This window comes from Kitasatospora sp. NPDC059146 (genome assembly GCF_042786665.1).
In the GTDB taxonomy this organism is placed as follows: Bacteria; Actinomycetota; Actinomycetes; order Streptomycetales; family Streptomycetaceae; genus Kitasatospora.
On the sequence record NZ_JBHZCY010000004.1, the window covers coordinates 28,496 to 54,928 of the forward strand.

At 71.3% G+C, this 26,433-nt stretch carries 23 protein-coding genes; 15 read left to right on the forward strand and 8 right to left on the reverse strand.

The features are described from left to right. The first annotated feature begins 233 nt into the window (after positions 1-233). Complete coding sequence (locus tag ACFXPX_RS02610; RefSeq protein WP_360236073.1) at positions 234-812, forward strand: TerD family protein; 579 nt, start codon at positions 234-236, stop codon at positions 810-812. A 191-nt stretch (positions 813-1,003) separates the two neighbouring features. Beyond that, positions 1,004-1,984, forward strand: coding sequence for a TerC family protein (locus ACFXPX_RS02615; protein WP_380524184.1), 981 nt, complete (start codon positions 1,004-1,006; stop codon positions 1,982-1,984). A gap of 76 nt (positions 1,985-2,060) precedes the next feature. Here the strand turns inward: ACFXPX_RS02615 and ACFXPX_RS02620 are convergent, their stop codons facing one another. Continuing rightward, the gene (locus tag ACFXPX_RS02620) at positions 2,061-2,714 is read right to left on the reverse strand and encodes an MBL fold metallo-hydrolase (protein ID WP_380524182.1); all 654 of its coding nucleotides are present in this window, start codon (positions 2,712-2,714) and stop codon (positions 2,061-2,063) included. A gap of 57 nt (positions 2,715-2,771) precedes the next feature. After that, positions 2,772-3,506 (reverse strand): maleylpyruvate isomerase family mycothiol-dependent enzyme, encoded by a 735-nt coding sequence (locus tag ACFXPX_RS02625; protein ID WP_380639326.1) that lies wholly within the window; start codon positions 3,504-3,506, stop codon positions 2,772-2,774. Positions 3,507-3,774: 268 nt separating this feature from the next. Between ACFXPX_RS02625 and uvrA the strand changes: the two genes are divergently transcribed. The 11 genes from uvrA to ACFXPX_RS02680 all read left to right on the forward strand — a co-directional run bounded on the left by uvrA (position 3,775) and on the right by ACFXPX_RS02680 (position 16,939). Continuing rightward, entirely contained in the window at positions 3,775-6,771 is a 2,997-nt protein-coding gene (uvrA, locus tag ACFXPX_RS02630; RefSeq protein ID WP_380592759.1) for an excinuclease ABC subunit UvrA, read from the forward strand. Positions 6,772-6,894: 123 nt separating this feature from the next. Continuing rightward, positions 6,895-7,338, forward strand: a complete 444-nt coding sequence (locus ACFXPX_RS02635; RefSeq protein WP_375888356.1) for a Rieske (2Fe-2S) protein — start codon at positions 6,895-6,897, stop codon at positions 7,336-7,338. A gap of 42 nt (positions 7,339-7,380) precedes the next feature. Then, positions 7,381-9,438: an excinuclease ABC subunit UvrC gene (gene uvrC / locus ACFXPX_RS02640; RefSeq protein WP_375888359.1), complete on the forward strand. Its 2,058-nt coding sequence runs from the start codon at positions 7,381-7,383 to the stop codon at positions 9,436-9,438. A 118-nt stretch (positions 9,439-9,556) separates the two neighbouring features. Further along, entirely contained in the window at positions 9,557-10,441 is an 885-nt protein-coding gene (rapZ, locus tag ACFXPX_RS02645) for an RNase adapter RapZ (RefSeq protein WP_375888361.1), read from the forward strand. A gap of 64 nt (positions 10,442-10,505) precedes the next feature. Beyond that, the gene (yvcK, locus tag ACFXPX_RS02650; RefSeq protein ID WP_375888490.1) at positions 10,506-11,591 is read left to right on the forward strand and encodes a uridine diphosphate-N-acetylglucosamine-binding protein YvcK; all 1,086 of its coding nucleotides are present in this window, start codon (positions 10,506-10,508) and stop codon (positions 11,589-11,591) included. Then, a complete protein-coding gene (gene whiA, locus ACFXPX_RS02655) occupies positions 11,582-12,562 on the forward strand; it encodes a DNA-binding protein WhiA (RefSeq protein ID WP_188308910.1) in 981 nt (326 codons plus the stop codon). The genes yvcK and whiA overlap by 10 nt, the downstream gene beginning before the upstream one ends. Before the next feature lie 407 nt (positions 12,563-12,969). Further along, complete coding sequence (gap, locus tag ACFXPX_RS02660) at positions 12,970-13,974, forward strand: type I glyceraldehyde-3-phosphate dehydrogenase (RefSeq protein WP_375888364.1); 1,005 nt, start codon at positions 12,970-12,972, stop codon at positions 13,972-13,974. A 152-nt stretch (positions 13,975-14,126) separates the two neighbouring features. After that, positions 14,127-15,329 (forward strand): phosphoglycerate kinase, encoded by a 1,203-nt coding sequence (locus tag ACFXPX_RS02665; protein WP_375888367.1) that lies wholly within the window; start codon positions 14,127-14,129, stop codon positions 15,327-15,329. 7 nt (positions 15,330-15,336) lie between these two features. After that, positions 15,337-16,122, forward strand: coding sequence for a triose-phosphate isomerase (gene tpiA, locus ACFXPX_RS02670; protein ID WP_375888370.1), 786 nt, complete (start codon positions 15,337-15,339; stop codon positions 16,120-16,122). 87 nt (positions 16,123-16,209) lie between these two features. Then, the gene (secG, locus tag ACFXPX_RS02675; protein WP_350509343.1) at positions 16,210-16,446 is read left to right on the forward strand and encodes a preprotein translocase subunit SecG; all 237 of its coding nucleotides are present in this window, start codon (positions 16,210-16,212) and stop codon (positions 16,444-16,446) included. A 205-nt stretch (positions 16,447-16,651) separates the two neighbouring features. Then, positions 16,652-16,939, forward strand: coding sequence for an RNA polymerase-binding protein RbpA (locus tag ACFXPX_RS02680; protein ID WP_030308030.1), 288 nt, complete (start codon positions 16,652-16,654; stop codon positions 16,937-16,939). A 117-nt stretch (positions 16,940-17,056) separates the two neighbouring features. Here the strand turns inward: ACFXPX_RS02680 and pgl are convergent, their stop codons facing one another. From pgl to tkt, 5 genes are all read right to left on the reverse strand, one after another. Further along, complete coding sequence (gene pgl / locus ACFXPX_RS02685; RefSeq protein WP_380639328.1) at positions 17,057-17,845, reverse strand: 6-phosphogluconolactonase; 789 nt, start codon at positions 17,843-17,845, stop codon at positions 17,057-17,059. After that, on the reverse strand, positions 17,842-18,930 hold the full coding sequence (gene opcA / locus ACFXPX_RS02690) for a glucose-6-phosphate dehydrogenase assembly protein OpcA (protein WP_375888378.1): 1,089 nt from the start codon (positions 18,928-18,930) through the stop codon (positions 17,842-17,844). The genes pgl and opcA overlap by 4 nt, the downstream gene beginning before the upstream one ends. Beyond that, complete coding sequence (gene zwf / locus ACFXPX_RS02695) at positions 18,927-20,483, reverse strand: glucose-6-phosphate dehydrogenase (RefSeq protein ID WP_380639427.1); 1,557 nt, start codon at positions 20,481-20,483, stop codon at positions 18,927-18,929. Before zwf ends, opcA begins: the two co-directional genes overlap by 4 nt. Before the next feature lie 64 nt (positions 20,484-20,547). Continuing rightward, positions 20,548-21,690 (reverse strand): transaldolase, encoded by a 1,143-nt coding sequence (gene tal, locus ACFXPX_RS02700; protein ID WP_380524170.1) that lies wholly within the window; start codon positions 21,688-21,690, stop codon positions 20,548-20,550. A gap of 93 nt (positions 21,691-21,783) precedes the next feature. Beyond that, positions 21,784-23,883, reverse strand: coding sequence for a transketolase (gene tkt, locus ACFXPX_RS02705; protein ID WP_380524168.1), 2,100 nt, complete (start codon positions 23,881-23,883; stop codon positions 21,784-21,786). Positions 23,884-24,346: 463 nt separating this feature from the next. Between tkt and ACFXPX_RS02710 the strand changes: the two genes are divergently transcribed. Continuing rightward, entirely contained in the window at positions 24,347-25,294 is a 948-nt protein-coding gene (locus ACFXPX_RS02710) for a heme o synthase (protein WP_375888386.1), read from the forward strand. 72 nt (positions 25,295-25,366) lie between these two features. Here the strand turns inward: ACFXPX_RS02710 and ACFXPX_RS02715 are convergent, their stop codons facing one another. Beyond that, positions 25,367-26,008, reverse strand: coding sequence for a DUF2461 domain-containing protein (locus tag ACFXPX_RS02715; RefSeq protein WP_380639330.1), 642 nt, complete (start codon positions 26,006-26,008; stop codon positions 25,367-25,369). A gap of 72 nt (positions 26,009-26,080) precedes the next feature. On the opposite strand from ACFXPX_RS02715, the gene ACFXPX_RS02720 reads away from it, so the two are divergent. After that, positions 26,081-26,419, forward strand: a complete 339-nt coding sequence (locus ACFXPX_RS02720; RefSeq protein WP_380524163.1) for a hypothetical protein — start codon at positions 26,081-26,083, stop codon at positions 26,417-26,419. The last annotated feature ends 14 nt before the right edge of the window (positions 26,420-26,433 follow it).

Sequence of the window (26,433 nt, forward strand, 5' to 3'; positions counted from 1 at the left end):
GGCTTGGCCGGTTCGGCACCGGTCAAGCCCCGCGGTGTCTCATCCTTGCCACAAACCGGGTAACCCGGAGGAGTCGCGGGTGCCGCAGGCCCTAGGCTGGCCTGCGGCATCGCGCCTCCGGGACGGGGTCGCGGGCCGGTAGCAGAGGGGGCCTCAGCCGGGGGACGGCGACGGGGTGTTCCACCGGGGAGCCGTGCGGCAGCGACCGCGCGGCCGGCAGAGAGGACAACGTCGTGTCGGTGAACCTTGCCAAGGGGCAGCGGGTCAGCCTCCAGAAGGGGGCGGGCGCCGCCCTGACCGTGGTGCGGATGGGGCTGGGCTGGCAGGCCGCGCCCAAGCGGGGCCTGTTCGGCAGCCGGACCAGGAAGATCGACCTGGATGCCTCGGCCCTGCTGTACGCCGAGCGGACCCCGTCCGACGTGGTGTTCTTCCAGCACCTGGAGTCCACCGACGGCTCGGTGCGGCACACCGGGGACAACCTGGAGGGCGGCTCCGGGGACGAGGACGACGAGGCGATCCTGGTCGACCTGCTGCACGTGCCGCCGCACATCACCCAGGTGGTGTTCACGGTCAGCTCGTACACCGGGCAGACCTTCGCCGAGGTGAGCCAGGCGCACTGCCGGCTGGTGGACGAGGCGACCGGGGTGGAGCTGGCCCGGTACGAGCTGGCGGGCGGCGGGCCGCACACCGGGCAGATCATGGCGAAGGTGGTCCGGGACGGCAACGGCGGCTGGGAGATGCAGGCGATCGGCGCCCCGGCGAAGGGGCGGACCTTCCAGGACCTGCTGCCGGCGATCGAGCCCTTCCTCTGACGGTTCTTTACCTTCTTTACCTTTCCTTGCCCGTCCTGTTACTCTCGATGGCAGCGGAGGGGAGTATTCCTCGACAGCCGACCCCGTCATCACGGATGCCCGTCGCGGCATCCCGGGGCGCTGGCCCGACGGGCGGAAGAGACCTCCGGCAGTGACGATGACTGTCTCGCCTACCTGCCGGAGGAGCAGTAGTGGACGTTTCCGTAACCATGTGGGTCACCACGATCGGTGTGCTGATCGCACTGATCGTGGCGGACTTCTTCATCGGGGGGCGCAAGCCGCACGAGGTCTCGATCAAGGAGGCCGGGATCTGGACGGCCGTCTGGGTCGTGCTGGCGCTGCTCTTCGGCGGTTTCCTCTGGTGGCACTCCGGGGCGCAGCCGGCCGGTGAGTTCTTCGCCGGGTACATCACCGAGAAGTCGCTCAGTGTCGACAACCTCTTCGTGTTCATCCTGATCATGGGCAAGTTCGCGGTGCCCAGGATCTACCAGCAGCGCGTGCTGATGTTCGGCGTGATCATCGCGCTGGTGCTGCGGGCGGTGTTCATCGCCGGCGGTGCGGCGCTGGTGACCCAGTTCTCCTGGGTGTTCTTCATCTTCGGCGCCTTCCTGATCTGGACGGCCTGGAAGCTGATCAAGGAGGCCCGGGCCGAGGAGGAGGACGAGGAGTTCGAGGAGAACCGGCTGCTCAAGTCGATCACCCGGCGCTTCCCGTCCACCGACGACTACCGCGGCACCAAGCTGTTCGTCCGGGAGAACGGCCGCCGGCTGATCACCCCGATGCTGATCGTGATGCTGGCGATCGGCACCACGGACGTGCTGTTCGCGCTGGACTCGATCCCGGCCATCTTCGGCCTCACCCAGGACCCGTACGTGGTCTTCACCGCCAACGCCTTCGCCCTGATGGGGCTGCGCCAGCTGTACTTCCTGATCGGCGGGCTGCTCAAGAAGCTGGTCCACCTGAGCTACGGCCTGTCGGTGATCCTCGGCTTCATCGGCGTGAAGCTGGTGCTGCACGCCGCCCACGAGGCCGGTGCGAACGTCCCGGAGATCGGCATCCCGTTCTCGCTGGGCTTCATCGTGGTGGTGCTGGCCGTGACCACCGTGACCAGCCTGATGGCCTCGAAGAAGGCCGAGCAGGCCGAGCGGGAGTCCGAGAAGCTGGACGCCTGACCCCGCCCGGGCGGCAACGCGGAGGGGCCCCGCGACGCGCACTGCGGCGCGGGGTCCCGCCGCGTCCGGGGGCGGGCTACCAGCCGCGCTCGCGCCACTCGGCGAGGTGCGGGCGCTCCGCGCCGAGGGTGGTGTCGTTGCCGTGGCCGGGGTAGACCCAGGCCTCGTCGGGCAGGACGTCGAAGACCTTCTCGTTGACGTCCCGGAAGAGGCTGTCGAAGGCCGCCGGGTCGCCCCAGGTGTTGCCGACGCCGCCCGGGAAGAGGCAGTCGCCGGTGAACACGTGCGGGTGGCCCTGGGGGTCGTCGTAGACCAGCACGATCGCGCCCGGGGTGTGCCCGACCAGGTGCCGGACGGTCAGCCCGACCTCGCCGACCCGCAGGGTGTCGCCGTCCGCGAGCCGCAGCCCGGTCGGCACGTCGATGCCCTCGGCGTCGTGCTCCCCGGCGGCGGTGCGGGCGCCGGTGGCGGCGACCACCTCGGCCAGCGCCCCCCAGTGGTCCTGGTGCCGGTGGGTGGTGACGACGGTCGCCAGGGCGTCCCCGACCGTCTCCAGCAGCACCGGGGCGTCGGCGGCCGCGTCGATCAGCAGCTGCTCGTCGGTGGCCCGGCAGCGCAGCAGGTACGCGTTGTTGTCGTACGGGCCCACGGCCACCTTGCTGATGATCAGGTGGGCCAGCTCGCGCACGTCCGGCGGCCCGCCGACCTTGACCGCTCCGTGGTACGTCATCCGTCCGCTCCTCGTCAGGGTCCGACTGAAACTGGGTTCGGGATCATCCTCGCGCCCTCAGCCCAGCGGGGGAAGCGGGGGGAGGGCGGTGTCGGGGGTGCGGGGCAGGTCGGTGCCGGCGGAGCGGCCGGAGAGCCAGGCGAGCAGGGCGCGGACGGGACCGCGGACGGTGAGGGCGGCGCCGCCGGTGCCGATCAGGCCCTTGTCCCCGGTGTCCTCGGCGACCAGCTCGACGGCGGGCAGGTCGGCGCCGGCCAGCCTGGTGGCGAGCTTGCGGAACTCGGTGACGGCGAAGACCTCCGGCCAGTGGGCGGGGGTGTAGCCGCCGTCCAGGTCGACCAGGTGGTACTCCAGCTCGCCGAGGCGCTTCCAGACGAGGTCGCAGGCCGGGAAGACCGCGCCCGAGCGGTGGCGCACCTCGGCGGCCCAGTCCTCGGGGGTCATCAGCGCGACGGCCGCCAGGAAGTGCTCGTGGGACTCGCGCAGGTCGGCGAGCTGGGCCTCCAGCGGGCGGGCGGCGCCCTCCTGGATGCCGTCCTCGCGGGCCTGCTCGCTCGCGTACTGGGGGATGTCGGTGCCGGTGCGGGCACCGGTCAGCAGGTTGACCAGGGAGTCGGCGTTGCGGGCGACGTGGGCGAGTACGTGGCCGCGGGTCCAGCCGGGGAGTGCAGAGGGCTCGGCGAGGGCCTCGGGCGCCAGCCCGGCGACGGTCTCCAGCAGGGCCCGGGTGCCGTCCTCCACCAGGGCCAGGTGCTCGGCGGCGATCGCGGCTGCGGACTGCGGGTCGGTCATCGGATCTGCCTTCTGTACGGGGCGGTGCGTTGCCCGGAGGGGGCTTCGCTCGTTGACCAGCCGACGCTACCGCCCGGTTCCCGGTCCTGAGCAGGGGTTTTTCGGTCCGGGTACGGACGGTCCGGCGGGCGCTGTCACTCGTTCGGGTGGACTCCACTGGACGAAGTCGAGATTCGAACGTCTGAGCTATAGGCTGGCTGCCGCATCCTGGAAGAAGAACACCCCACACACCGCAAGCCCTCTCGTCCGGAGAAAGGCGCCAGAAGCAGTGGCCGACCGCCTCATCGTCCGCGGTGCTCGCGAGCACAACCTCAAGAACGTCTCGCTCGACCTGCCCCGCGACTCCCTCATCGTCTTCACGGGCCTCTCCGGCTCCGGCAAGTCCTCGCTCGCCTTCGACACGATCTTCGCCGAGGGCCAGCGCCGCTACGTCGAGTCGCTGTCCTCCTACGCCCGGCAGTTCCTCGGGCAGATGGACAAGCCCGACGTCGACTTCATCGAAGGCCTCTCCCCGGCCGTCTCGATCGACCAGAAGTCCACCAACCGCAACCCCCGTTCGACCGTCGGCACCATCACCGAGGTCTACGACTACCTGCGCCTGCTGTTCGCCCGGATCGGCAAGCCGCACTGCCCGCACTGCGGCCGCCCGATCGCCAAGCAGTCGCCGCAGGCGATCGTCGACAAGGTGCTGGAGCTCGCCGAGGGCACCCGGTTCCAGGTGCTCAGCCCGGTGGTGCGCGAGCGCAAGGGCGAGTTCGTCGACCTCTTCGCCGACCTCCAGTCCAAGGGCTACTCGCGCGCCCGGGTCGACGGCGAGACGGTCCAGCTCGCCGAGCCGCCGAAGCTCAAGAAGCAGGAGAAGCACACCGTCGAGGTGGTCGTCGACCGCCTGACCGTCAAGGAGAGCGCCAAGCGGCGGCTCACCGACTCGGTGGAGACGGCCCTGCGGCTGTCCGGCGGCATGGTCGTGCTCGACTTCGTCGACCTCCCCGAGGGCGACCCGGAGCGCGAGCGGATGTACTCCGAGCACCTCTACTGCCCGTACGACGACGTGTCGTTCGAGGAGTTGGAGCCGCGCTCGTTCTCCTTCAACTCGCCGTTCGGCGCCTGCCCGGACTGCTCGGGCCTGGGCAACCGGATGGAGGTCGACCCGGAGCTGGTCGTGCCGGACGTCGAGCGCTCGCTCGACGAGGGCGCGATCCACCCGTGGTCGGCCGGGCACGCCAAGGAGTACTTCCAGCGCCTGATCGACGCGCTGGCCGGGGAGCTCGGCTTCCGCACCGACATCCCCTGGGCCGGGCTGCCCGCCCGCGCCAAGAAGGCGCTGATGTACGGGCACAAGCACCAGGTGGAGGTGCGCTACCGCAACCGCTTCGGCCGCGAGCGCTCGTACAGCACCGGCTTCGAGGGCGCCGTCCCGTTCATCCAGCGCCGGCACACCGAGGCGGAGAGCGACAGCAGTCGCGAGCGCTTCGAGGGCTACATGCGCGAAGTGCCCTGCCCGACCTGCCAGGGCACCCGGCTCAAGCCGGTGGTGCTCGCGGTCACCGTCGAGGACAGGTCGATCGCCGACGTCTCCTCGATGTCGATCAGCGACTGCGCCGAGTTCCTGGGCGCGATGAGGCTCAACGACCGGGACAAGCAGATCGCCGAGCGGGTCCTCAAGGAGGTCAACGAGCGGCTGCGCTTCCTGGTCGACGTCGGCCTGGACTACCTCTCGCTGGACCGCGCGGCCGGCACCCTGTCCGGCGGCGAGGCCCAACGCATCCGGCTGGCCACCCAGATCGGCTCCGGCCTGGTCGGCGTGCTGTACGTGCTGGACGAGCCGTCCATCGGCCTGCACCAGCGCGACAACCACCGGCTGATCGAGACGCTGGTGCGGCTGCGCGACATCGGCAACACCCTGATCGTGGTCGAGCACGACGAGGACACCATCAAGACCGCGGACTGGGTGGTGGACATCGGCCCGGGCGCCGGTGAGCACGGCGGCAAGGTGGTGCACTCCGGCGCGTTGAAGGGGCTGCTGGCCAACGAGGAGTCGCTGACCGGGCAGTACCTCTCCGGCAAGAGGTCCATCCCGATCCCGGCGGCCCGCCGCGAGCGGGACAAGAAGCGCCAGCTGACGGTGCACGGCGCCCGCGAGCACAACCTCAAGGACGTCACGGTCGGCTTCCCGCTGGGCACCTTCACGGCGATCACCGGCGTCTCCGGCTCCGGCAAGTCGACGCTGGTCAACGACATCCTCTACACCCACCTCGCCCGGGAGCTGAACGGCGCCCGCAGCGTGCCCGGCCGGCACACCCGGATCACCGGCACCGACCTGGTGGACAAGGTGGTGCACGTCGACCAGTCGCCGATCGGCCGCACCCCGCGCTCCAACCCGGCCACCTACACCGGGGTGTTCGACCACGTCCGCCGGCTCTTCGCGGAGACCCAGGAGGCCAAGGTCCGGGGCTACCTGCCCGGCCGGTTCTCCTTCAACGTCAAGGGCGGCCGCTGCGAGAACTGCACCGGCGACGGCACCATCAAGATCGAGATGAACTTCCTGCCGGACGTCTACGTCCCGTGCGAGGTGTGCCACGGTGCCCGGTACAACCGGGAGACGCTGGAGGTGCACTACAAGGGCAAGTCCATCGCCGAGGTGCTGGACATGCCGATCGAGGAGGGGCTGGCCTTCTTCGAGGCCGTCCCGGCGATCGCCCGCCACCTGCGGACGCTCAACGACGTCGGCCTCGGCTACGTCCGGCTCGGCCAGTCCGCGCCGACGCTCTCCGGTGGCGAGGCGCAGCGCGTCAAGCTCGCCTCCGAGCTGCAGAAGCGCTCCACCGGGCGGACGGTCTACGTGCTGGACGAGCCCACCACCGGCCTGCACTTCGAGGACATCAGCAAGCTGATCAAGGTGCTCAGCGGGCTGGTGGACAAGGGCAACACGGTGATCGTGATCGAGCACAACCTCGATGTGATCAAGACCGCCGACTGGGTCGTGGACATGGGCCCCGAGGGCGGTTCCGGCGGCGGCACGGTGGTCGCCGAGGGCACCCCGGAGCAGATCGCGGCCTTCCCGGAGAGCCACACTGGCAAGTTCCTGCGGGACATCCTGCCGGGCGACTTCGCCGACGCCCCGGTCCCGGCGCCCGCCAGGAAGGCGCCCGCGAAGAAGGCAGCCGCCAAGAAGGCGGCCGCCGCGACGGCCGCCAAGGCCCCGGCGGCCAAGGCGGCCGTCAAGAAGGCCCCGGGCAAGCGGGCCGCCGCGGCCAAGAAGTAGCTCCTGCCCGCCCTGCCGCTCCCGGACGTCCCGCCGCCCCCGGACATCCCGGGAGCGGCGGGGCGGGTGCGGCATAGACTTCCGTGGTCCCTCGCAGCAGCAGCACACCGTAGGAGCGCACCGATGTCCGAGGCCCCCGAGACCAGCCCCGCCACCTCCCGGCGCACCCTGCTCTGCGGAGCCGCGGCCGTGCTGGCGGCCGGCGGCACCGTGGCGGTCACCGGCTGCGGCTCGTCCGCCGGCTCCTCGGACACCGGCGGCGCCGCCAAGGGCCCGGTGGACCTCGGCCCCGCCTCGGCCGTCCCGGAGGGCGGCGGCAAGGTCTTCCGCGAGCAGAAGATCGTCGTCACCCAGCCGACCGCCGGCCAGTACAAGGCGTTCAGCGCCAAGTGCACCCACGCCGGCTGCGTCGTGGACCAGGTCAAGAACCAGCAGATCCAGTGCCCCTGCCACGGCAGCCGGTTCGCCATCGCCGACGGCGCGGTGCAGGACGGCCCGGCCCCCAGCCCGCTGCCCTCCTACGCCGTCACGGTCGAGGGCGGGAACCTCAAGGTCACTCCGAGCTGAAGCAGTTGATCGACGTGCAGCCGAACTCGGTACGGTGGACCCATGGCTGACCCGAGCACCTACCGCCCGGCGCCGGGCGCGATCCCGACCTCCCCGGGCGTCTACAAGTTCCGTGACGCCCACGGCCGGGTCATCTACGTCGGCAAGGCCAAGAGCCTGCGGCCGCGGCTGTCGTCCTACTTCCAGGACCTCGCCGGCCTGCACCCGCGCACCGCGACCATGGTCACCACCGCCGCCTCGGTGGAGTGGACCGTGGTCGCCACCGAGGTCGAGGCGCTCCAGCTGGAGTACTCCTGGATCAAGGAGTTCGACCCCCGGTTCAACGTCAAGTACCGCGACGACAAGAGCTATCCGGAGCTCGCCGTCACCCTCAACGAGGAGTACCCGCGGGTCCAGGTGATGCGCGGGGCGCACAAGAAGGGCGTGCGCTACTTCGGCCCCTACGGGCACGCCTGGGCCATCCGCGAGACCGTCGACCTGCTGCTGCGCGTCTTCCCCGTCCGCACCTGCTCCAACGGCGTGTTCAAGCGCGCCCGGCAGGTCGGCCGCCCCTGCCTGCTCGGCTACATCGGCAAGTGCGCCGCGCCCTGCGTCGGCAAGGTCTCCGCGGACGAACACCGGGCGCTGGCCGAGGACTTCTGCGACTTCATGGCCGGGCGCACCGGCAACTACCTGCGCCGGCTGGAAGAGCAGATGCAGGAGGCCGCGGTCGAGATGGAGTACGAGAAGGCGGCCCGGCTGCGGGACGACATCGGCGCCCTCAAGCGCGCGATGGAGAAGAACGCCATCGTGCTCGCCGACGCCACCGACGCCGACCTGCTGGCCGTGGCCGAGGACGAACTGGAGGCCGCCGTCCAGATCTTCCACGTCCGCGGCGGCCGGGTGCGCGGCCAGCGCGGCTGGGTCACCGACAAGGTCGAGGACGTGGACACCGCCGGCCTGGTGGAGCACGCCCTCCAGCAGCTCTACGGCGGCGCCGGCCCGGACGAGCGCAACGAGTCCGTCCCGCGCGAGGTGCTCGTCCCCGCCCTGCCCGAACCGGCCGCCCCCGTCCGGGAATGGCTCAGCGGACTGCGCGGCAGCCAGGTCGACCTGCGGATCCCGCAGCGCGGCGACAAGAAGGACCTGATGGCCACCGTGCAGCGCAACGCCCAGCACGCGCTGGCCCTGCACAAGACCAAGCGCGCCTCCGACCTCACCACCCGCAGCCGCGCCCTCCAGGAGATCGCCGACGCGCTGGAACTGGACTCCGTCCCGCTGCGGATCGAGTGCTACGACATCTCCCACCTCCAGGGCGAGGACGTGGTCGCCTCCATGGTCGTCTTCGAGGACGGCCTGGCCCGCAAGAGCGAGTACCGGCGCTTCCAGATCAAGGGCTTCGAGGGCCAGGACGACGTCCGCTCGATGCACGAGGTGATCAGCCGCCGCTTCCGCCGCTACCTCCAGGAGCGCGAGCAGACCGGCGAGTGGGCCGTCCCGGAGGAGCCCGACGAGGACCAGCCGGGCGACGGACCGCGCACCGAGGACGGCCGCCCCAAGCGCTTCGCCTACCCGCCGCAGCTGCTGGTGGTCGACGGCGGACAGCCCCAGGTCGCCGCCGCCCAGCGGGCGCTGGAGGAACTCGGCATCGACGACGTCGCGCTGTGCGGCCTCGCCAAGCGCCTGGAGGAGGTCTGGCTGCCCGGCGAGGACGACCCGGTCGTGCTGCCCCGCTCCAGCGAGGGCCTCTACCTGCTCCAGCGGGTCCGCGACGAGGCCCACCGCTTCGCGATCGGCTACCAGCGCGCCAAGCGTTCCAAGCGACTCACCGCCGGGGAACTGGACTCCGTCCCGGGCCTCGGCGAGACTCGCCGCCAGGCGCTGCTCAAGCACTTCGGCTCGCTGAAGAGGCTCCGGGCCGCCACCGTCGACGAACTCTGCGCGGTACCCGGCATCGGGCGCCGCACCGCGGAAACTGTTGCGGCGGCGTTGTCGTCCCGTACACCCGCCGCACCCGCGGTCAACACCGCGACCGGCGAGATCATCGAGGACGGGGCCGACGAGGCCGCCGAGCCGGTGGCCGCAGCACCCCAGACCGCACCATCCCAGGAGACGCCATGACGGCCGACGCCGCCCGTCTGTCGGCGCGCCCCGACCCCGCCGGACTGTCCGGGACGGGGAAGGGCGGCCGTGCCGTGCGCGTTCTCCCCAGCAGAAAGACCGAGAGCGGGGAACCGAAGTGACCGTGTCAGACGTGGCCGAGAACGCACCGGAGCTGGTGATCATCTCCGGCATGTCCGGAGCCGGCCGCTCCACCGCCGCGAAGTGCCTGGAGGACCTGGGCTGGTTCGTGGTGGACAACCTGCCGCCGGCCCTGATCCCGACCATGGTCGACCTGGGCGCCCGTTCCCAGGGCAACGTCGCCCGGATCGGCGTCGTCGTGGACGTCCGCGGCCGCCAGTTCTTCGACGACCTGCTGACCTCGCTGGACGAGCTGGAGAAGCGCGGCGTCCGGCTCCGGGTGGTCTTCCTGGACTCCTCCGACGACGCACTGGTCCGCCGCTTCGAGAGCGTGCGCCGCCCGCACCCGCTGCAGGCCGACGGCCGGATCGTGGACGGCATCGCCCAGGAGCGAGACCTGCTGCGCGACCTGCGCGGCGAGGCCGACCTGGTGATCGACACCTCCAACCTCAACGTGCACCAGCTGCGCGCCAAGCTGGACGCCCAGTTCGCCGACCACGACGAGCCCGAGCTGCGCGCCACCGTGATGTCCTTCGGCTTCAAGTACGGCCTGCCGGTCGACGCCGACCTGGTGGTGGACTGCCGCTTCCTGCCGAACCCGCACTGGGTGCCCGAGCTGCGGGCCCGTACCGGCACCGACTCGGACGTCGCCGACTACGTGTTCCAGCAGCCCGGCGCCAACGAGTTCCTGAACGGCTACGCCGAGCTGCTGCGCATCGTCACCGAGGGTTACCGCAGGGAGGGGAAGCGCTACATGACGCTTGCCGTAGGCTGCACCGGTGGCAAGCACCGTAGCGTCGCCATGTCCGAGCGTCTGACCAAGCGTCTCATCGCCGACGGAGTCGAGACGGTGCTCGTCCACCGTGACATGGGTCGGGAGTAACCGCCGCCTTCCCTGCCGGGCCGCCGGCGGAGCCGGTGGCGGGGCCGAGGAACGCGAGGTGATTGTGGCGGGATACGTGCCCGGGCGACAGCTGCAGAGCAGGACCGCGGAGCGGGCGGCCGGCCCGTCGCCGGGTCGGCCGCGGAGCAGTCCCGCCCGGGCCAATCCGGCCCCCCGGATCACGGCGCTCGGCGGCGGGCAGGGCCTGTCCGCGTCGCTGTCCGCGCTGCGCCGGCTCACCAGCGACCTCACCGCGGTGGTCACCGTCGCCGACGACGGCGGCTCCAGCGGGCGGCTGCGCGAGGAGCTGGGGGTGCTGCCGCCCGGCGACCTGCGCAAGGCGCTGGCCGCGCTGTGCGGGGACGACGACTGGGGCCGCACCTGGTCCGAGGTGATCCAGCAGCGCTTCACCGGCAACGGCGAGCTGGGCGGCCACGCCGTCGGCAACCTGCTGATCGTGGCGCTGTGGGAGAAGCTCGGCGACCCGGTCGCGGCGCTGGACTGGGTCGGCCGGCTGCTGAACGTCCAGGGCCGGGTGCTGCCGATGTCGGCGGTGCCGCTGGACATCGAGGCCACCGTGCGCGGCCACGACCCGGACCGCCCGGCCGAGCTCACCGCCGTCCGCGGCCAGGCCGACGTGGCCGTCACCCCCGGCACCGTGCAGTCGATCCGGCTGCTGCCGGACGGGCCGCCGGCCGTCCCGGAGGCCGTCACGGCGGTCCGGGAGGCGGACTGGGTGGTGCTCGGCCCCGGCTCCTGGTTCACCAGCGTGCTGCCGCACCTGCTGGTGCCCGAGTTGGCCAAGGCGCTGGTGGAGACCCGCGCCCGCCGCCTGCTCACCCTGAACCTGGCCCCGCAGCCCGGGGAGACCGAGGGCTTCACCCCGCAGCGCCACCTGGAGGTCATCGCCGACCACGCTCCCGACCTCGCGGTGGATGCGATCCTGGTGGACGAGCGCGCCGTCACGGGCGGCGCCTTCGGCCAGGCGGACCTGGCCGGACTGGAGAAGGCCGCCGAGCGGATGGGTGCCGCACTGGTGCTCGGCACGGTGGCCCGCACCGACGGCACCCCGCGACACGACCCGGAGCTGTTGGCAGCCGCGTACGACCGGATTTTCCGGACACATGGAAGGATCGGGCCATGGCGATGACTCCAGCGGTGAAGGACGAGATCAGCCGGCTCCCGGTCACCCGGGCCTGCTGTCGCAAGGCTGAGGTGTCGGCGATCCTGCGGTTCGCGGGCGGGCTGCACATCGTGAGCGGCCGCATCGTGATCGAGGCGGAGCTGGACACCGGCGCGGCGGCGCGGCGGCTGCGCAAGGACCTGCTGGAGATCTTCGGGCACTCCTCCGACCTCGTGGTGATGGCGCCCGGCGGCCTGCGGCGCGGCAGCCGCTTCGTCGTCCGGGTGGTCAAGGACGGCGAGCTGCTCGCGCGCCAGACCGGGCTGGTGGACGGCCGCGGCCGGCCGATCCGGGGCCTGCCCCCGGCAGTCGTCTCCGGGGCCACCTGCGACGCCGAGGCCGCCTGGCGCGGGGCCTTCCTGGCGCACGGCTCGCTCACCGAGCCGGGCCGCTCCTCCTCGCTGGAGATCACCTGCCCCGGCTCGGAGGCGGCGCTGGCCCTGGTCGGCGCGGCCCGCCGGCTCGGCATCCCGGCCAAGGCCCGCGAGGTGCGCGGGGTGGACCGGGTGGTCATCCGCGACGGTGACGCGATCGGCGCGCTGCTGACCCGGCTGGGGGCGCACGAGTCGGTGCTCGCCTGGGAGGAGCGCCGGATGCGGCGCGAGGTCCGGGCCACCGCGAACCGGCTCGCCAACTTCGACGACGCCAACCTGCGCCGCTCGGCCCGCGCCGCGGTGGCGGCCGGCGCCCGGGTGCAGCGCGCGCTGGAGATCCTCGGCGAGGAGGTGCCCGAGCACCTGGCGGCGGCCGGCCAGCTGCGGATGCAGCACAAGCAGGCCTCGCTGGAGGAGCTGGGCGCGCTCGCCGACCCGCCGCTGACCAAGGACGCGGTGGCCGGCCGGATCCGCCGCCTGCTGGCGATGGCCGACAAGCGGGCGGCCGAGCTGGGCCTGCCGAGCACCGAGGCCAACCTGACCGACGAGATGGCGCTCAACTGATCGTTCGCGGTCGATGACCGGACCGCCCCGAGTCGAAGGGGCGCGCCGGTGCCGAAAGGGAGAAGCGAGCGAGGGAGAGCCGACCGTCGGCGCCGGGTCAGAGCGCCCCGGAGGCGAGCGGGCGAGTAGCAGCGGCCGGTGTCCGGATTCCGGGCACCGGCCGTCGTCGTGTCCGGGGTCGGACGGGGGTCGGACGGGGATCCGAAATTGGTCAAGACCACTTGACCAGGACCAACGGCCCGGAGGGGCAAGGACGGAGGGCCCCGGAACGCGCCACGCCACGTCTTGCCAGGTGGCGCGATGTGCCCTCCCAGGGTCGGGAGAGGTAGGGTCGTAGGCGGTCGGGGACTTCCCAAATCTCATCCCCGTCGGCTCAGCGCCGGCGTACCTAACGAGGAGATCGGTTCGTGACGATCCGGGTAGGCATCAACGGCTTCGGCCGCATCGGCCGCAACTTCTTCCGCGCCGTCAAGGCCCAGGGCGCGGACATCGAGATCGTCGGTGTCAACGACCTCACCGACACGAAGACCCTGGCTCACCTGCTCAAGTACGACACCACCCTGGGCACCCTCCAGGCCGAGGTCTCGCACACCGAGGACAGCATCACCGTCGACGGCCACACCTTCAAGGTGACCGCCGAGCGTGACCCCGCCAACCTGCCGTGGGCCGCCCTGGGCGTCGACATCGTCGTCGAGTCCACCGGCATCTTCACCAAGGCCGAGGCCGCGAAGAAGCACCTCGCCGCCGGCGCGAAGAAGGTCATCATCTCGGCGCCCGCCACCGACGAGGACGTCACCATCGTCCTGGGTGTCAACGACGAGAAGTACGACGCCGCCAACCACCACATCATCTCTAACGCCTCCTGCACCACGAACTGCGTGGCGCCGATGGCGAAGGTGCTGAACGAGAGCTTCGGCATCGTCAAGGGTCTGATGACCACCGTCCACGCGTTCACCAACGACCAGGTGACCCTGGACTTCCCGCACAAGGACCTGCGCCGTGCTCGTGCGGCCTCGCAGAACATCATCCCGACCTCGACCGGTGCCGCCAAGGCGACCGCCCTGGTCCTGCCGGAGCTGAAGGGCAAGCTGGACGGCACCTCGCTGCGCGTCCCGGTCCCGACCGGCTCGATCACCGACCTGGTCGTCACCCTGGAGCGCGAGGTCACCAAGGAGGAGGTCAACGCGGCCTTCCAGAAGGCGGCGGAGGGTTCCCTCAAGGGCATCCTGGCCTACACCGAGGACCCGATCGTGTCGTCGGACATCGTCAACGACCCGGCCTCCTGCATCTTCGACTCGCAGCTCACCATGGTCCAGGGCAACCAGGTCAAGGTGCTCGGCTGGTACGACAACGAGTGGGGCTACTCGAACCGCGTCGTGGACCTGGTCACCCTCGTCGGTGGCCAGCTCTGACGCAGTGGGAGCTGACGTGATGTAGGGGCGAGGGCCCGGACGGCGACAACGTGCCGACCGGGCCCTCGTTCTGCGTACAAGGACTTCTCAGGCGGCCCCTGCGCCGTGCCGCCTCTGCGCATCAACCATCTCCCCAGGAGACAGAAGAACCCGTGAAGACCATCGAAGACCTGGACGTCGCCGGCAAGCGCGTCTTCGTGCGCGCCGACCTGAACGTCCCGCTGTCGGACGGCCGGATCACCGACGACGGCCGGATCCGCGCCGTGGCGCCGACCATCGCCAAGCTCGTCGAGCGCGGCGCCAGGGTCGTCGTCGCCTCCCACCTCGGCCGCCCCAAGGGTGAGCCGGACCCGCAGTTCTCGCTCGCCCCGGTCGCCGAGCGGCTCGGCGAGATCCTCGGCAAGCCGGTCGCCTTCGCCACCGACACCGTGGGCGAGTCCGCCACGGCCACCGTCGCCGCGCTGTCCGGCGGCGAGGTCGCGCTGCTGGAGAACCTGCGCTTCAACGCCGGTGAGACCAGCAAGGACGACGCCGAGCGCAAGGCCTTCGCCGAGCGGCTGGCCGCCCTGGCCGACCTGTACGTCGGCGACGGCTTCGGCGCCGTGCACCGCAAGCACGCCTCGGTGTACGACCTGCCGGCCCTGCTGCCGCACGCCGCCGGCGACCTGATCGCCACCGAGGTCGGCGTGCTCAAGAAGCTGACCGAGGACGTCAAGCGCCCGTACGTGGTGGTGCTCGGCGGCGCCAAGGTGTCCGACAAGCTCGGCGTGATCGACAACCTGCTGGAGAAGGCCGACCGGATCCTGATCGGCGGCGGCATGGCGTACACCTTCCTCAAGGCCCAGGGCCACGAGGTCGGCATCTCGCTGCTGCAGGCGGACCAGATCCCGGTCTGCCTGGAGTACCTGGCCCGGGCCGAGGCGCGCGGCGTCGAGTTCGTGCTGCCGGTGGACGTCCTGGTCTCGGCCGAGTTCCCGGACCTCAAGGGCAAGACCCCGGCGACCTACGACATCGTCTCCTCGGACGCCATCCCGGCCGACCAGGAGGGCCTGGACATCGGCCCGAAGACCCGCGAGCTGTACGCGGCGAAGCTGGCCGACGCGGGCACCGTGTTCTGGAACGGTCCGATGGGCGTCTTCGAGCACCCCGACTACGCGAACGGCACCAAGGCCGTCGCGCAGGGCCTGCTGGACAGCGACGCGTTCACCGTGGTCGGTGGCGGCGACTCCGCCGCGGCCGTCCGCATCCTGGGCTTCGACGAGAACGCCTTCGGACACATCTCGACCGGCGGTGGCGCGAGCCTCGAGTACCTGGAGGGCAAGACCCTTCCCGGTCTCGCCGCCCTGGAGGACTGAGAAACACATGACTGAGCGTCTCCCGCTGATGGCGGGCAACTGGAAGATGAACCTCAACCACCTCGAGGCCATCCAGCACACCCAGAAGCTGGCCTTCGCGCTGGCCGACAAGGACTACGAGGCCGTCGAGGTCGCCGTCCTGGTGCCGTTCACCGACCTGCGGTCGGTGCAGACCCTGGTCTTCGGCGACAAGCTGAAGATCAAGTACGGCTCGCAGGACATCTCGCGGCACGACGGCGGCGCCTACACCGGCGAGGTCTCCGGACCGATGCTGGCCAAGCTCCAGTGCACCTACGCGGTGATCGGCCACTCGGAGCGCCGCCAGTACCACGGCGAGAACGAGGAGATCGTCAACGCCAAGGTCAAGGCCGCCTACCGGGCCGGGGTCACCCCGATCCTGTGCATCGGCGAGCCGCTGGAGATCCGCAAGGCCGGCACCCACGTCGAGCACACCCTGGCCCAGCTGGACGGCGCCCTGGAGGGCGTCCCGGCGGACCAGGCCGAGTCGATCGTGGTCGCCTACGAGCCGGTCTGGGCGATCGGCACCGGCGAGGTGGCCACCCCGGAGGACGCGCAGGAGGTCTGCGCCGCGATCCGGGTCCGCCTGGCCGAGCTGTACAGCGCCGAGCTGGCCGACAAGGTCCGTGTGCTGTACGGCGGTTCGGTCAAGTCGTCGAGCGCGGCCGGCCTGATGGCCAAGCCCGACATCGACGGCGGCCTGATCGGCGGTGCCTCGCTGGACGCCGACGAGTTCGTCAAGATCGTGCGCTACCGTGAGCAGGCAGTAGGCTAACGCCGCCGCAGCAACGTAGGCTTTGGGGCCGGACCGCCGACAGCGGTCCGGCCCCGTCGCCGAAGATACGAGAGAGTTGGTCCGGTCGTGGTTCTCGGGTTCTCGATTGCCCTGATCATCTTCAGCCTGCTGATGATCCTGCTGGTGCTCCTGCACAAGGGGAAGGGCGGCGGCCTGTCGGACATGTTCGGTGGCGGTGCCATGTCCACCGGTGGCGGTTCGGCGGTGGCCGAGCGCAACCTGGACCGCATCACCATCGTGGTCGGCATCGGCTGGTTCGCCTCCATCATGGCGCTGGGCCTGGTCCTGAAGTACAAGAGCTGACGCAGCCCTGACGCCCCGTCGCCCGAGCGCCTATCCTGGGACGGTCGGGGGCGGAGGCGATGGTGGCGGAGGCTTAAGTCCTGCTTACACTAGGACGACTTTCGCCACCGACGCGCACCGCGGCGGGTCGGCGCACCAGCACGCAGGGAGTCAGACCGTGGCAAGTGGCAACGCCATCCGTGGGAGCAGGGTCGGGGCAGGCCCGATGGGGGAGGCGGAGCGCGGCGAGTCCGCTCCGCGCAACAGGATCTCCTTCTGGTGCGCCAACAAGCACGAGACGCGCCCCAGCTTCGCCGCCGAGGCCGTCATCCCGGACACCTGGGACTGCCCGCGCTGCGGCTTCCCGGCCGGGCAGGACGAGCACAACCCGCCGGCGCCCTCGCGCAACGAGCCGTACAAGACCCACCTCGCCTACGTCCGGGAGCGGCGCACCGACGCCGACGGCGAGGCGATCCTCGCCGAGGCGCTGGCCAAGCTGCGCGGCGAGATCTGAGGAGCTGACGACAAAGGGCGCCACCCGTCGAGTGACGGGGGCGCCCTTCGGCGTTCCTGCTGTTCCTGCTGTTTCCGGCGTTCCCCGCCGTCCCGGCCGCGGCGGCCGGGACGGCTGTTACGCGGAGGCCGGCGGGTACAGCTGCGGCGGGATCCGCTCGGCGGCGGCGCGGTCCAGCAGCCACAGGGTGCGGCTGCGGCCGTACGCGCCGGAGGCGGGCGCCTGGAGCTCGCCGGGGCCGGACAGGGCCAGCGCGACCGCGCCCGCCTTGTCCTCGCCGGCGGCCAGCAGCCAGACCTCGCGGGCCGCCCGGATCGCCGGGAGGGTGAGCGACACCCGGGTCGGCGGGGGCTTGGGGGCCCCGCGCACGCCGATCACGGTCAGCTCGGTCTCCCGCACGCCCGGGTGCTCCGGGAAGAGCGAGGCGACGTGGGTGTCCGGGCCGACGCCGAGCAGCAGCACGTCGAAGGCCGGGACGCCGAGCCGGTCGCCCGGTCCGGCGGCCTTGGCCAGCTCCTCCGCGTAGCGGGCGGCGGCCGCCTCCACGTCCGAGCCGTCGACCCCGTCCGAGGCGGGCATCTCGTGCACCCGCGCCGGGTCGAGCGGGACGGCGTCCAGCAGCTCGGCGCGGGCCTGGCCGGCGTTGCGGTCCGGGTCGGCGGCGGGGACGAAGCGCTCGTCGCCCCACCACAGGTCCAGCCGGCCCCAGTCGACCGCGTCGCGCGCCGGGGAGGCGGCGATCGCGGCCAGCAGGGCGTTGCCGTTGCGGCCGCCGGTGAGCACCACCGAGGCGGTGCCGCGGGCGGCCTGGGCGTCCACGATCCGGGTGATCAGTCGGGCCGCGGCCGCCTGGGCCATCAGCTCCTTGTCCCGGTGGACGACCAGCTGCGGGGTCGCGGCCGTCATGCGCTGCCCTTGGCGGCGCGCTTGCCCGCGGCCTTCTTCGCGGCGGGCTTGTCCGCGTCGGCGGTCACCCGGGCCGGGTCGGCCACCGCGGCGTCGGCGGCCGCGGCCGCCGCGTCGGCGACGGGCTCGGCCGCGGCCACCGGGGCGGTCTGCTCCGAGGGCTCGCGCAGCCGCTCGACGGACGTGCGCACGGCCGACGAGTAGATGTCGTCCGGGTCCAGCCGGCGCAGCTCCTCGGCGATCAGCTCCGAGGTCTCGCGCCGCTTGAGCGCCACCTGGCGGTCCGGCGAACCGGGCATGGAGAGCGTGCCCATCAGGCCGTCCGGACGGTCCAGGGTGATGTCCCCGTCCTTGGTGCGCAGGTGCACCGCGGTGATGCCGGGGCCGCCGGTGACGACCCGCTCGACCGGCACGTTCAGCCGGTTGAGCAGCCACAGGCCGAGCAGCTCGACGCTGGGGTTGTAGGACTCGCCCTCGACCACCACCGAGCTGACGGCGGCCGGCCGCTGGTCCAGCGCGGCGGCCAGCATCGAGCGCCAGCCGGTGATCCGGGTCCAGGCCAGGTCGGTGTCGCCCGGGGTGTAGCTCTGGGCCCGCTGGGCGAGCTGGCCGACCGGGGACTCGGCGGTGACGGCGTCGGTGATCCGGCGCTGGGCGAGCGCGCCCAGCGGGTCCTGCGCCGGGTGCTGCGGCGCGTTGTCCGGCCACCAGACCACGGTCGGGGCGTCCGGCAGCAGCAGCGGCAGGACCACCGACTGGGCGTGCGAGGCGAGTTCGCCGTGCATGCGCAGGATGACCGTTTCTCCGGAGCCGGCGTCCGAGCCGACCAGGATCTCGGCGTCCAGCCGGGTCTCGGCGCGGGCCCGGGGCGAGCGGCCGGCGCGCTTGATCACCGCGAGGGTGCGCATCGGGTGCTCGCGGGAGGCCTCGTTGGCGGCCTTGAGGGCGTCGTAGGCGCTGCCCTCGTCGGTCACGATGACCAGGGTGAGCACCATGCCGGCGGCGGTGGAGCCGCTGGTCCGGCGCGCCTCCATCAGCGCGGCGTTGATCTTGCTGGACGTCGTGTTGGTGAGGTCGATCTTCATGGCCGCCGCCAGCTCCTGCCGTCTCGTGCGAGCATCTCGTCCGCCTCGGTGGGGCCCCAGGTGCCCGCCGCGTACTGGGCGGGCTTGCCGTGGGCGTCCCAGTACTTCTCGATCGGGTCGAGGATCTGCCAGGAGAGCTCGACCTCCTGGTGGCGCGGGAACAGGTTGGCGTCGCCGAGCAGCACGTCGAGGATGAGCCGCTCGTACGCCTCCGGGCTGGACTCGGTGAAGGACTCGCCGTAGGCGAAGTCCATCGTGACGTCCCGGACCTCGAAGGAGGTGCCCGGCACCTTGGAGCCGAACCGCACCGTCACGCCCTCGTCCGGCTGGACCCGGATGACCAGGGCGTTCTGCCCCAGCTCCTCGGTCGCGTAGGAGTCGAACGGCAGGTACGGGGCGCGCTGGAAGACCACCGCGATCTCGGTGACCCGGCGGCCCAGCCGCTTGCCGGTGCGCAGGTAGAACGGGACGCCCGCCCAGCGGCGGTTGTTGATCTCCAGCTTGATGGCCGCGTAGGTGTCGGTCTTGGAGTCCGGGTTGATGCCGTCCTCGTCCAGGTAGCCGACCACCTCCTCGCCGCCCTGCCAGCCGGCCGCGTACTGGCCGCGTACGGTGTGCCGGCCGAGGTCGGCCGGGAGCTTGACGGCGCTGAGCACCTTGAGCTTCTCGGCCACCAGCGCCTTCGGGTGGAAGGACGCCGGCTCCTCGATGGCGGTGAGCGCCATCAGCTGGAGCAGGTGGTTCTGGATGACGTCACGGGCGGAGCCGATGCCGTCGTAGTAGCCGGCCCGGCCGCCGATGCCGATGTCCTCGGCCATGGTGATCTGCACGTGGTCGACGTACGACCGGTTCCAGATCGGCTCGAACATCTGGTTGGCGAAGCGCAGCGCCAGGATGTTCTGGACCGTCTCCTTGCCCAGGTAGTGGTCGATCCGGAAGACCTCGTCGCGCGGGAAGACCTCGTGGACGACCTTGTTGAGCTCCTGGGCGCTCTCCAGGTCGTGGCCGAAGGGCTTCTCGATGACGGCGCGGCGCCAGGAGCCCTGCGGCGGGTCGGCCAGGCCGTGCTTCTTGAGCTGCTGGACGACCGTGGGGAAGAACTTCGGCGGGACGGACAGGTAGAAGGCGAAGTTGCCGCCGGTGCCCTGGGCCTTGTCCAGCTCCTCGATGGTCTCGCGGAGCTTGTCGAAGGCCTCGTCGTCGTCGAAGGTGCCCTGGACGAAGCGCATGCCCTTGGCGAGCTGCTGCCAGACCTCCTCCCGGAACTGGGTCCGGGCGTGCTCCTTGACCGCGTCGTGGACCTCCTTGGCGAAGTCCTCGTCCTCCCACTCGCGGCGGGCGAAGCCCACCAGGGAGAAGCCCGGCGGCAGCAGACCCCGGTTGGCCAGGTCGTAGATGGCCGGCATCAGCTTCTTGCGGGACAGGTCGCCGGTGACCCCGAAGATGACCAGGCCGGACGGCCCCGCGATGCGCGGGAGCCGCCGGTCGGAGGGGTCACGAAGCGGGTTGACGGGGGTGGCCGGGAGGTCGTCCGCGTCCGATTCCGACGTCAACTCGGGGAAATCAGTGCTCACTTGGTGTGCTCCGCTTTCGTGCGCTGGCTGTGTGAGCGGGGGTTCACTTCTCGTTGGCGAATGCGGCCAGCGAGGCGGTGACGGTGTCGAGCAGCTCCTGCCAGGACTGCTCGAACTTCTGCACGCCCTCGTCCTCCAGCACCTGGACGACGTCGTCGTAGTCCACGCCGGCGGCCGCGATGGCGTCCAGGACGGCCTTGGCGTCGGCGTAGTTGGGGACGATGGTGTTGCCGGTGACCACGCCGTGGTCGCCGGTGGCGTCCAGGGTGGCCTCGGGCATGGTGTTGACGGTGCCCGGGGCGACCAGCTCGGTGACGTACAGGGTGTCCGGCAGGGCCGGGTCCTTGACGCCGGTCGAGGCCCACAGCGGGCGCTGCGGCTTGGCGCCGGCGTCCTCCAGGGCCTTCCAGCGGGCGCTGCCGGCGGTCCTGCCGTCGACCGAGCCGAAGACCTCCTCGTACGCCTGGTAGGCGAGGCGGGCGTTGGCCAGCGCGGCCTTGGAGCGCAGGTCCTTGGCGTCGCCGCCGATCTTGTCCAGGCGCTTGTCGATCTCGGTGTCCACGCGGGACACGAAGAAGGAGGCCACCGACTCGATCTGGGAGAGGTCCAGGCCCTTGGCCTTGGCGGCCTCCAGGCCGGTCAGGTAGGCGTCGATGACGGCCTTGTAGCGCTCCAGCGAGAAGATCAGCGTGACGTTGACGCTGATGCCCAGGCCGATGACCGCGGCGATGGCCGGCAGGCCGGCCTGGGTGGCGGGGATCTTGATCAGGACGTTCGGGCGGTCGACCAGCCACCACAGCTGCTTGGCCTCGGCCACGGTCGGGGCGGTCTCGTGCGCCAGACGCGGGTCGACCTCGATGGAGACCCGGCCGTCACGGCCGTTGGAGGCGTCGTAGACCGGGCGCAGCACGTCCGCGGCGTCGCGCACGTCCGAGGTGGTGATCATGCGGATCGCCTCGTCGGTGGTGACCCCGCGGACGGCGAGGTCGCGCAGCTGGCCGTCGTAGGAGCTGTCGCCGCTGCCGGCGATGGCCTTCTGGAAGATGGTCGGGTTGGTGGTGACACCCACCACGTGCTTGTTCTGCACCAGCTCGGCCAGGTTGCCGGAGTTCAGCCGCGCGCGGCTGAGGTCGTCCAGCCAGATCGCAACGCCTTCGTCGCTGAGGCGCTTCAGTGCGTCAGTCATGGTGCTTCAGTCCTTCGTCTTCTTCTGCTTCGTGGGGTAGTCAGAGGGGCCGGGCCGTCGACGTGCGGGTCTCGGGCCCGGCCGCGGGAACTGCTAGCGGTTGACGGCTTCGAGGGAGCGCAGGGCGTTGTGCGCCTCGGCGACGACGCGCTCGGAGGTCAGGCCGAACTCCTCGAACAGCACCTGGTAGTCGGCGGAGGCACCGAAGTGCTCCAGCGAGACGATCCGGCCGTGGTCGCCGACCAGCTCGCGCCAGCCCTGGGCGATGCCGGCCTCGACCGAGACGCGGGCCTTGACCGACGGCGGCAGCACGCTGTCGCGGTAGGCCTGGTCCTGCTCCTGGAACCACTCGAAGGACGGGACCGAGACCACGCGGGTCGCGATGCCCTCGGCCTCCAGGACCTCGCGGGCCTTGACGGCCAGCTGGACCTCGGAGCCGGTGCCCAGCAGGATCACCTGCGGGTCGCCGTTGCCGGCCTCGGCCAGCACGTAGGCGCCCTTGGCGGTGCCCTCGGCGGAGGCGAAGACCTCGCGGTCGAAGGTCGGGACGTTCTGGCGGGTGAGCGCGAGGCCGACCGGACCGGGGTGGCTGGTCTGGCGCTCGATCACGGTGCGCCAGGCGACGGCCGTCTCGTTGGCGTCGGCCGGGCGGACCATGGCCAGGCCCGGGATGGCGCGCAGCGAGGCCATGTGCTCCACCGGCTGGTGGGTCGGGCCGTCCTCGCCGAGGCCGATCGAGTCGTGCGTCCAGACGTAGGTGACCGGCAGCTTCATCAGCGCGGCCAGGCGCACGGCCGGGCGCATGTAGTCGGCGAAGACCAGGAAGGTGCCGCCGTACACGCGGGTCCTGCCGTGCAGGGCGATGCCGTTCATGGTCGAGCCCATGGCGTGCTCGCGGATGCCGAAGTGGATCGTCCGGCCGTACGGGCTCGCCGACTTCAGCGGGTTGCCCTCGGGGAGGAAGGAGCTGTCCTCGTCGATGGTGGTGAGGTTGGACTCCGCGAGGTCGGCCGAGCCGCCCCACAGCTCCGGGATCACCGCGCCGAGCGCCTTGAGGGTCTCGCCGGAGGCCTTGCGGGTGGCGACGTCCTTGCCGGCCGGGAAGGAGGGGACGGCCTTCTTCCAGCCCTCGGGCAGCTCGCCGGCCTGGATGCGGTCGAACTCGGCGGCCCGGTGGGCGTTCGCGGCGCGCCAGGCGTCGAAGCCCTGCTGCCACTGGTCGCGGGCGGCCTTGCCCCGCTTGATGACCTGACGGGCGTGCTCGATGACCTGGTCGCTGACCTCGAAGGTCTTCTCCGGGTCGAAGCCCAGGACCTTCTTGGTGGCGGCGATCTCGGCGGCACCGAGCGCGGAGCCGTGCGCCTTGGCGGTGTTCTGGGCGTCCGGGGCCGGCCAGGCGATGATCGTGCGCATCGCGATCAGCGACGGGCGGGAGGTCTCGGCCTTGGCGGCGGCCAGCGCACCGGCGAGGGCCTCGACGTCGATGTCGCCGTTGGCCTTCGGGGTGACCCGCTGGACGTCCCAGCCGTACGCCTCGTAACGCTTGAGGACGTCCTCGGAGAAGGCGGTCTCGGTGTCGCCCTCGATCGAGATGTGGTTGTCGTCGTACAGGGCGACCAGGTTGCCCAGCTTCTGGTGGCCGGCCAGCGAGGAGGCCTCGGCCGAGATGCCCTCCTCCAGGTCGCCGTCGGAGACGATGGCCCAGACGGTGTGGTCGAAGGGGGACTCGCCGGCCGCCGCCTCCGGGTCGAACAGGCCGCGCTCGTAACGGGCGGCCATCGCCATGCCGACCGCGTTGGCGATGCCCTGGCCGAGCGGTCCGGTGGTGGTCTCCACGCCCGCGGTGTGGCCGTGCTCCGGGTGGCCCGGGGTGCGGCTGCCGGCCACGCGGAAGGCCTTGAGGTCGTCCAGCTCCAGGCCGTAGCCCGAGAAGTACAGCTGGGTGTAGAGCGTCAGGCTGGTGTGCCCGGGGGAGAGGACGAAGCGGTCGCGGCCGACCCAGGCCGGGTCGGTCGGGTCGTGGCGCAGGAAGCGCTGGAAGATCAGGTAGGCCGCGGGGGCCAGCGACATGGCCGTCCCGGGGTGCCCGTTACCGACCTTCTGGACAGCGTCCATCGCCAGGACCCGCGCCGTGTCAACCGTGCGCTCGTCCAGGTCGCTCCACTCGAATGCGTTCTTCGGCGCAGTGCTCACCCTGTCTCAGGGCTCCTTCCATTGTGAAGAGTGACCCCGTGAATGGGGACCGGGTCGGCCACGGCGCTGTGGTCCCGACTGTGGATGGTGCCGGTCACGGAGGGTAGATCCCGCTTCTGCGTGCGAGCCTACCGTCCGGGCCGGGGCTCACCCTCCGTGCCGGGACAACCGGGATTTCCGCATGGTGATTCCCACTAGGGCGTTCTGATCCCTTTCGTCCCAGGCTCTCCCGATTCGGCTGGGCGCGCCGCCCGGGTGGTCAAGGCGGGTTGCGGGGACGCGGCGGAGGCGCTTCGTGGCTTCACCCAGTCGGTTGACCCGGGGGAGGGCCGTCCGCCCCGCCGGGGGACCCCGGAGCCGGTTGGGATGTATGGAGCGTCTATGGTGTCGTGGTACGCGCAGAGCGGACGATTCGGGACCCTTCGTTCCTGTGGACGCCTGCGAAGTTTCATCTTCAGTTGGGGTGTTAGTGACCGCCGTCGAAACCCGTCCCGCCGGGGTCACCGGGGCGACTCCTGCGCACCGGCCCATCGGGGCCCGTGTCGGCGCCTTCGTCGCACTGACCAAGCCGCGGATCATCGAGCTGCTGCTGATGAGCACCGTGCCGGTGATGTTCCTGGCCCAACAGGGCGTGCCGAACATGCTGCTGGTGCTCAAGGTCGTGGTCGGCGGCTACCTGTCGGCGGGCGGTGCCAACGCCCTCAACATGTACATCGACCGCGACATCGACGCGCTGATGACCCGCACCGAGCGGCGGCCGATCGTCACCGGGATGGTGTCCCCGCGCGAGGCGCTGGTCTTCGGCATCGCGCTCGGCGTCCTCTCCACCCTGCTGCTCGGCTTCGGGGTCAACTGGCTCTCCGCCGGACTCGCGCTCGGCGCGCTGCTGTTCTACGTGTTCGTCTACACGCTGGGGCTCAAGCGGCGCACCTCGCAGAACATCGTCTGGGGCGGCATCGCCGGCTGCATGCCGGTGCTGATCGGCTGGTCCTCGGTGACCGACTCGGTGTCCTGGGCGGCGGTCGCGCTGTTCCTGGTGGTCTTCTTCTGGACCCCGCCGCACACCTGGGTGCTGTCGATGAAGGTGCGCGACGACTACGAGCGGGCCGGCGTGCCGATGCTCCCGGTCGTCAAGGGCAACGTGGCGGTCGGCAAGCAGGTCGTCGCCTACTCCTGGGTGATGGTCGCGGTCTCGCTGGCCGTCTGGCCGCTCGGGCACATGAGCTGGCTGTACCCCGTTGCCGCGGTGCTGCTCGGCGGGTTCTGGCTGCGCGAGGCGCACGCGCTGTACGGGCGGGCCAAGGCCGGGATCGTGGGCGCGAAGCTCAAGGAGATGCGGCTGTTCCACTGGTCGATCACCTACCTGTCGCTGCTGTTCGTGGTGTGCGCGATCGACCCGTTCGTGAAGTAAGGCCCCCGTTTCTGGTTGAGCGAAGAGCCCCGGTCCTGGTGGACCGGGGCTCTTCGCGTTGTCTTCGTGCCGTCACCGGGCCGGTAGCTCGGAGGGGCCGACGTGGTCGTCCAGCCAGTCCTTGAGGGGCTGGGAGGCGCGCAGGAAGGCGGCGATCCGGGTACGGGCTGTGCCGGTGCCCAGCCACGTCGCGGGCTCCCACTCCTGCCAGGCCACCAGGCCCTTGTGGCGGAGCAGCTCGATCCGCGGGTGGTCCTTGGGGAAGCCGCGCGGGGCGGTCTTGAGGGAGTCCCGGCCGAACACCTGGGGGCCGTCCTTCTCCACCGCGGCGATCACCCGCTCCAGCTCGGCGCCGCTGACGTCCTCGGCGACGGCGGCGCGGTAGCGGTCCAGCTGGTCCGGGGCGAGCTGGTACATCCCGTTGCCGCAGGCCAGGCCGTCGGCGGAGAGCTGGATGTAGCCACCGGCCTCCAGGTGCGCGCCGATGTGCGTCTTGTACGGGGACTTGTCGGCGCTGAACCGGACGTCCCGGTTGGGGCGGAAGATCTTCCCCGGCCCGAACTCCGGCTCCAGCTCGGCGAGCAGCAGCTCCATCGGCGCCCGTACGGCTTCGTCGTACTGCGCCTTGTGGGCCTGCCAGAAGGTCTTGGAGTTGTCGGCCTCGAGGTGCTCGTAGAAGTCCAGCGCCTCGGCCGGCCAGCCTGTGAACGTCATGTTCCGAGTATGTGGCCCGGTGCACAGGGCGCTCCCGTCGCCAGCGCCTCTACCGGTGGGTAGCATGCGGGCATGAGCAGCGCAGAGACCGCCACCGCCGCCACGCCGGACGCCCGCACCGAGCGCCGTGCCAAGCGCATCGCCAAGCACCTCACCAGCTTCGCCCAGCAGCACGGCGGCAGCGCCGACGCGGTCGTCGAGTACGTCGGCGGCGTGGCCACCCGCATCGTCGTGGTCGGCGCGGACGGCGCCTGGGGCGACCAGGTCGCCCCCACCTACGCCGTCGGCCGCCGGGCCGCTGAGCTGGCCGGGCTCACCCTGCACGAGAACTTCGAGGGCGAGCTGGGCCTCAAGGTCAAGACCGGCCCGTACGAGTGGAAGCGCATGGCGGGCATCCAGCTCGGCGGCTGAGTCTTCGAGTGTGG

Coding starts and splice junctions, on each gene's coding strand:
- ACFXPX_RS02680 (WP_030308030.1), top strand. CDS start 16,652: ATGGGGGAGGCGGAGCGCGGCGAGTCCGCTCCGCGCAACAGGATCTCC.
- uvrC (WP_375888359.1), top strand. CDS start 7,381: ATGGCTGACCCGAGCACCTACCGCCCGGCGCCGGGCGCGATCCCGACC.
- ACFXPX_RS02625 (WP_380639326.1), bottom strand. CDS start 3,506: ATGACCGACCCGCAGTCCGCAGCCGCGATCGCCGCCGAGCACCTGGCC.
- ACFXPX_RS02620 (WP_380524182.1), bottom strand. CDS start 2,714: ATGACGTACCACGGAGCGGTCAAGGTCGGCGGGCCGCCGGACGTGCGC.
- opcA (WP_375888378.1), bottom strand. CDS start 18,930: ATGAAGATCGACCTCACCAACACGACGTCCAGCAAGATCAACGCCGCG.
- ACFXPX_RS02635 (WP_375888356.1), top strand. CDS start 6,895: ATGTCCGAGGCCCCCGAGACCAGCCCCGCCACCTCCCGGCGCACCCTG.
- ACFXPX_RS02720 (WP_380524163.1), top strand. CDS start 26,081: ATGAGCAGCGCAGAGACCGCCACCGCCGCCACGCCGGACGCCCGCACC.
- tal (WP_380524170.1), bottom strand. CDS start 21,690: ATGACTGACGCACTGAAGCGCCTCAGCGACGAAGGCGTTGCGATCTGG.
- ACFXPX_RS02715 (WP_380639330.1), bottom strand. CDS start 26,008: ATGACGTTCACAGGCTGGCCGGCCGAGGCGCTGGACTTCTACGAGCAC.
- tpiA (WP_375888370.1), top strand. CDS start 15,337: ATGACTGAGCGTCTCCCGCTGATGGCGGGCAACTGGAAGATGAACCTC.
- pgl (WP_380639328.1), bottom strand. CDS start 17,845: ATGACGGCCGCGACCCCGCAGCTGGTCGTCCACCGGGACAAGGAGCTG.
- whiA (WP_188308910.1), top strand. CDS start 11,582: ATGGCGATGACTCCAGCGGTGAAGGACGAGATCAGCCGGCTCCCGGTC.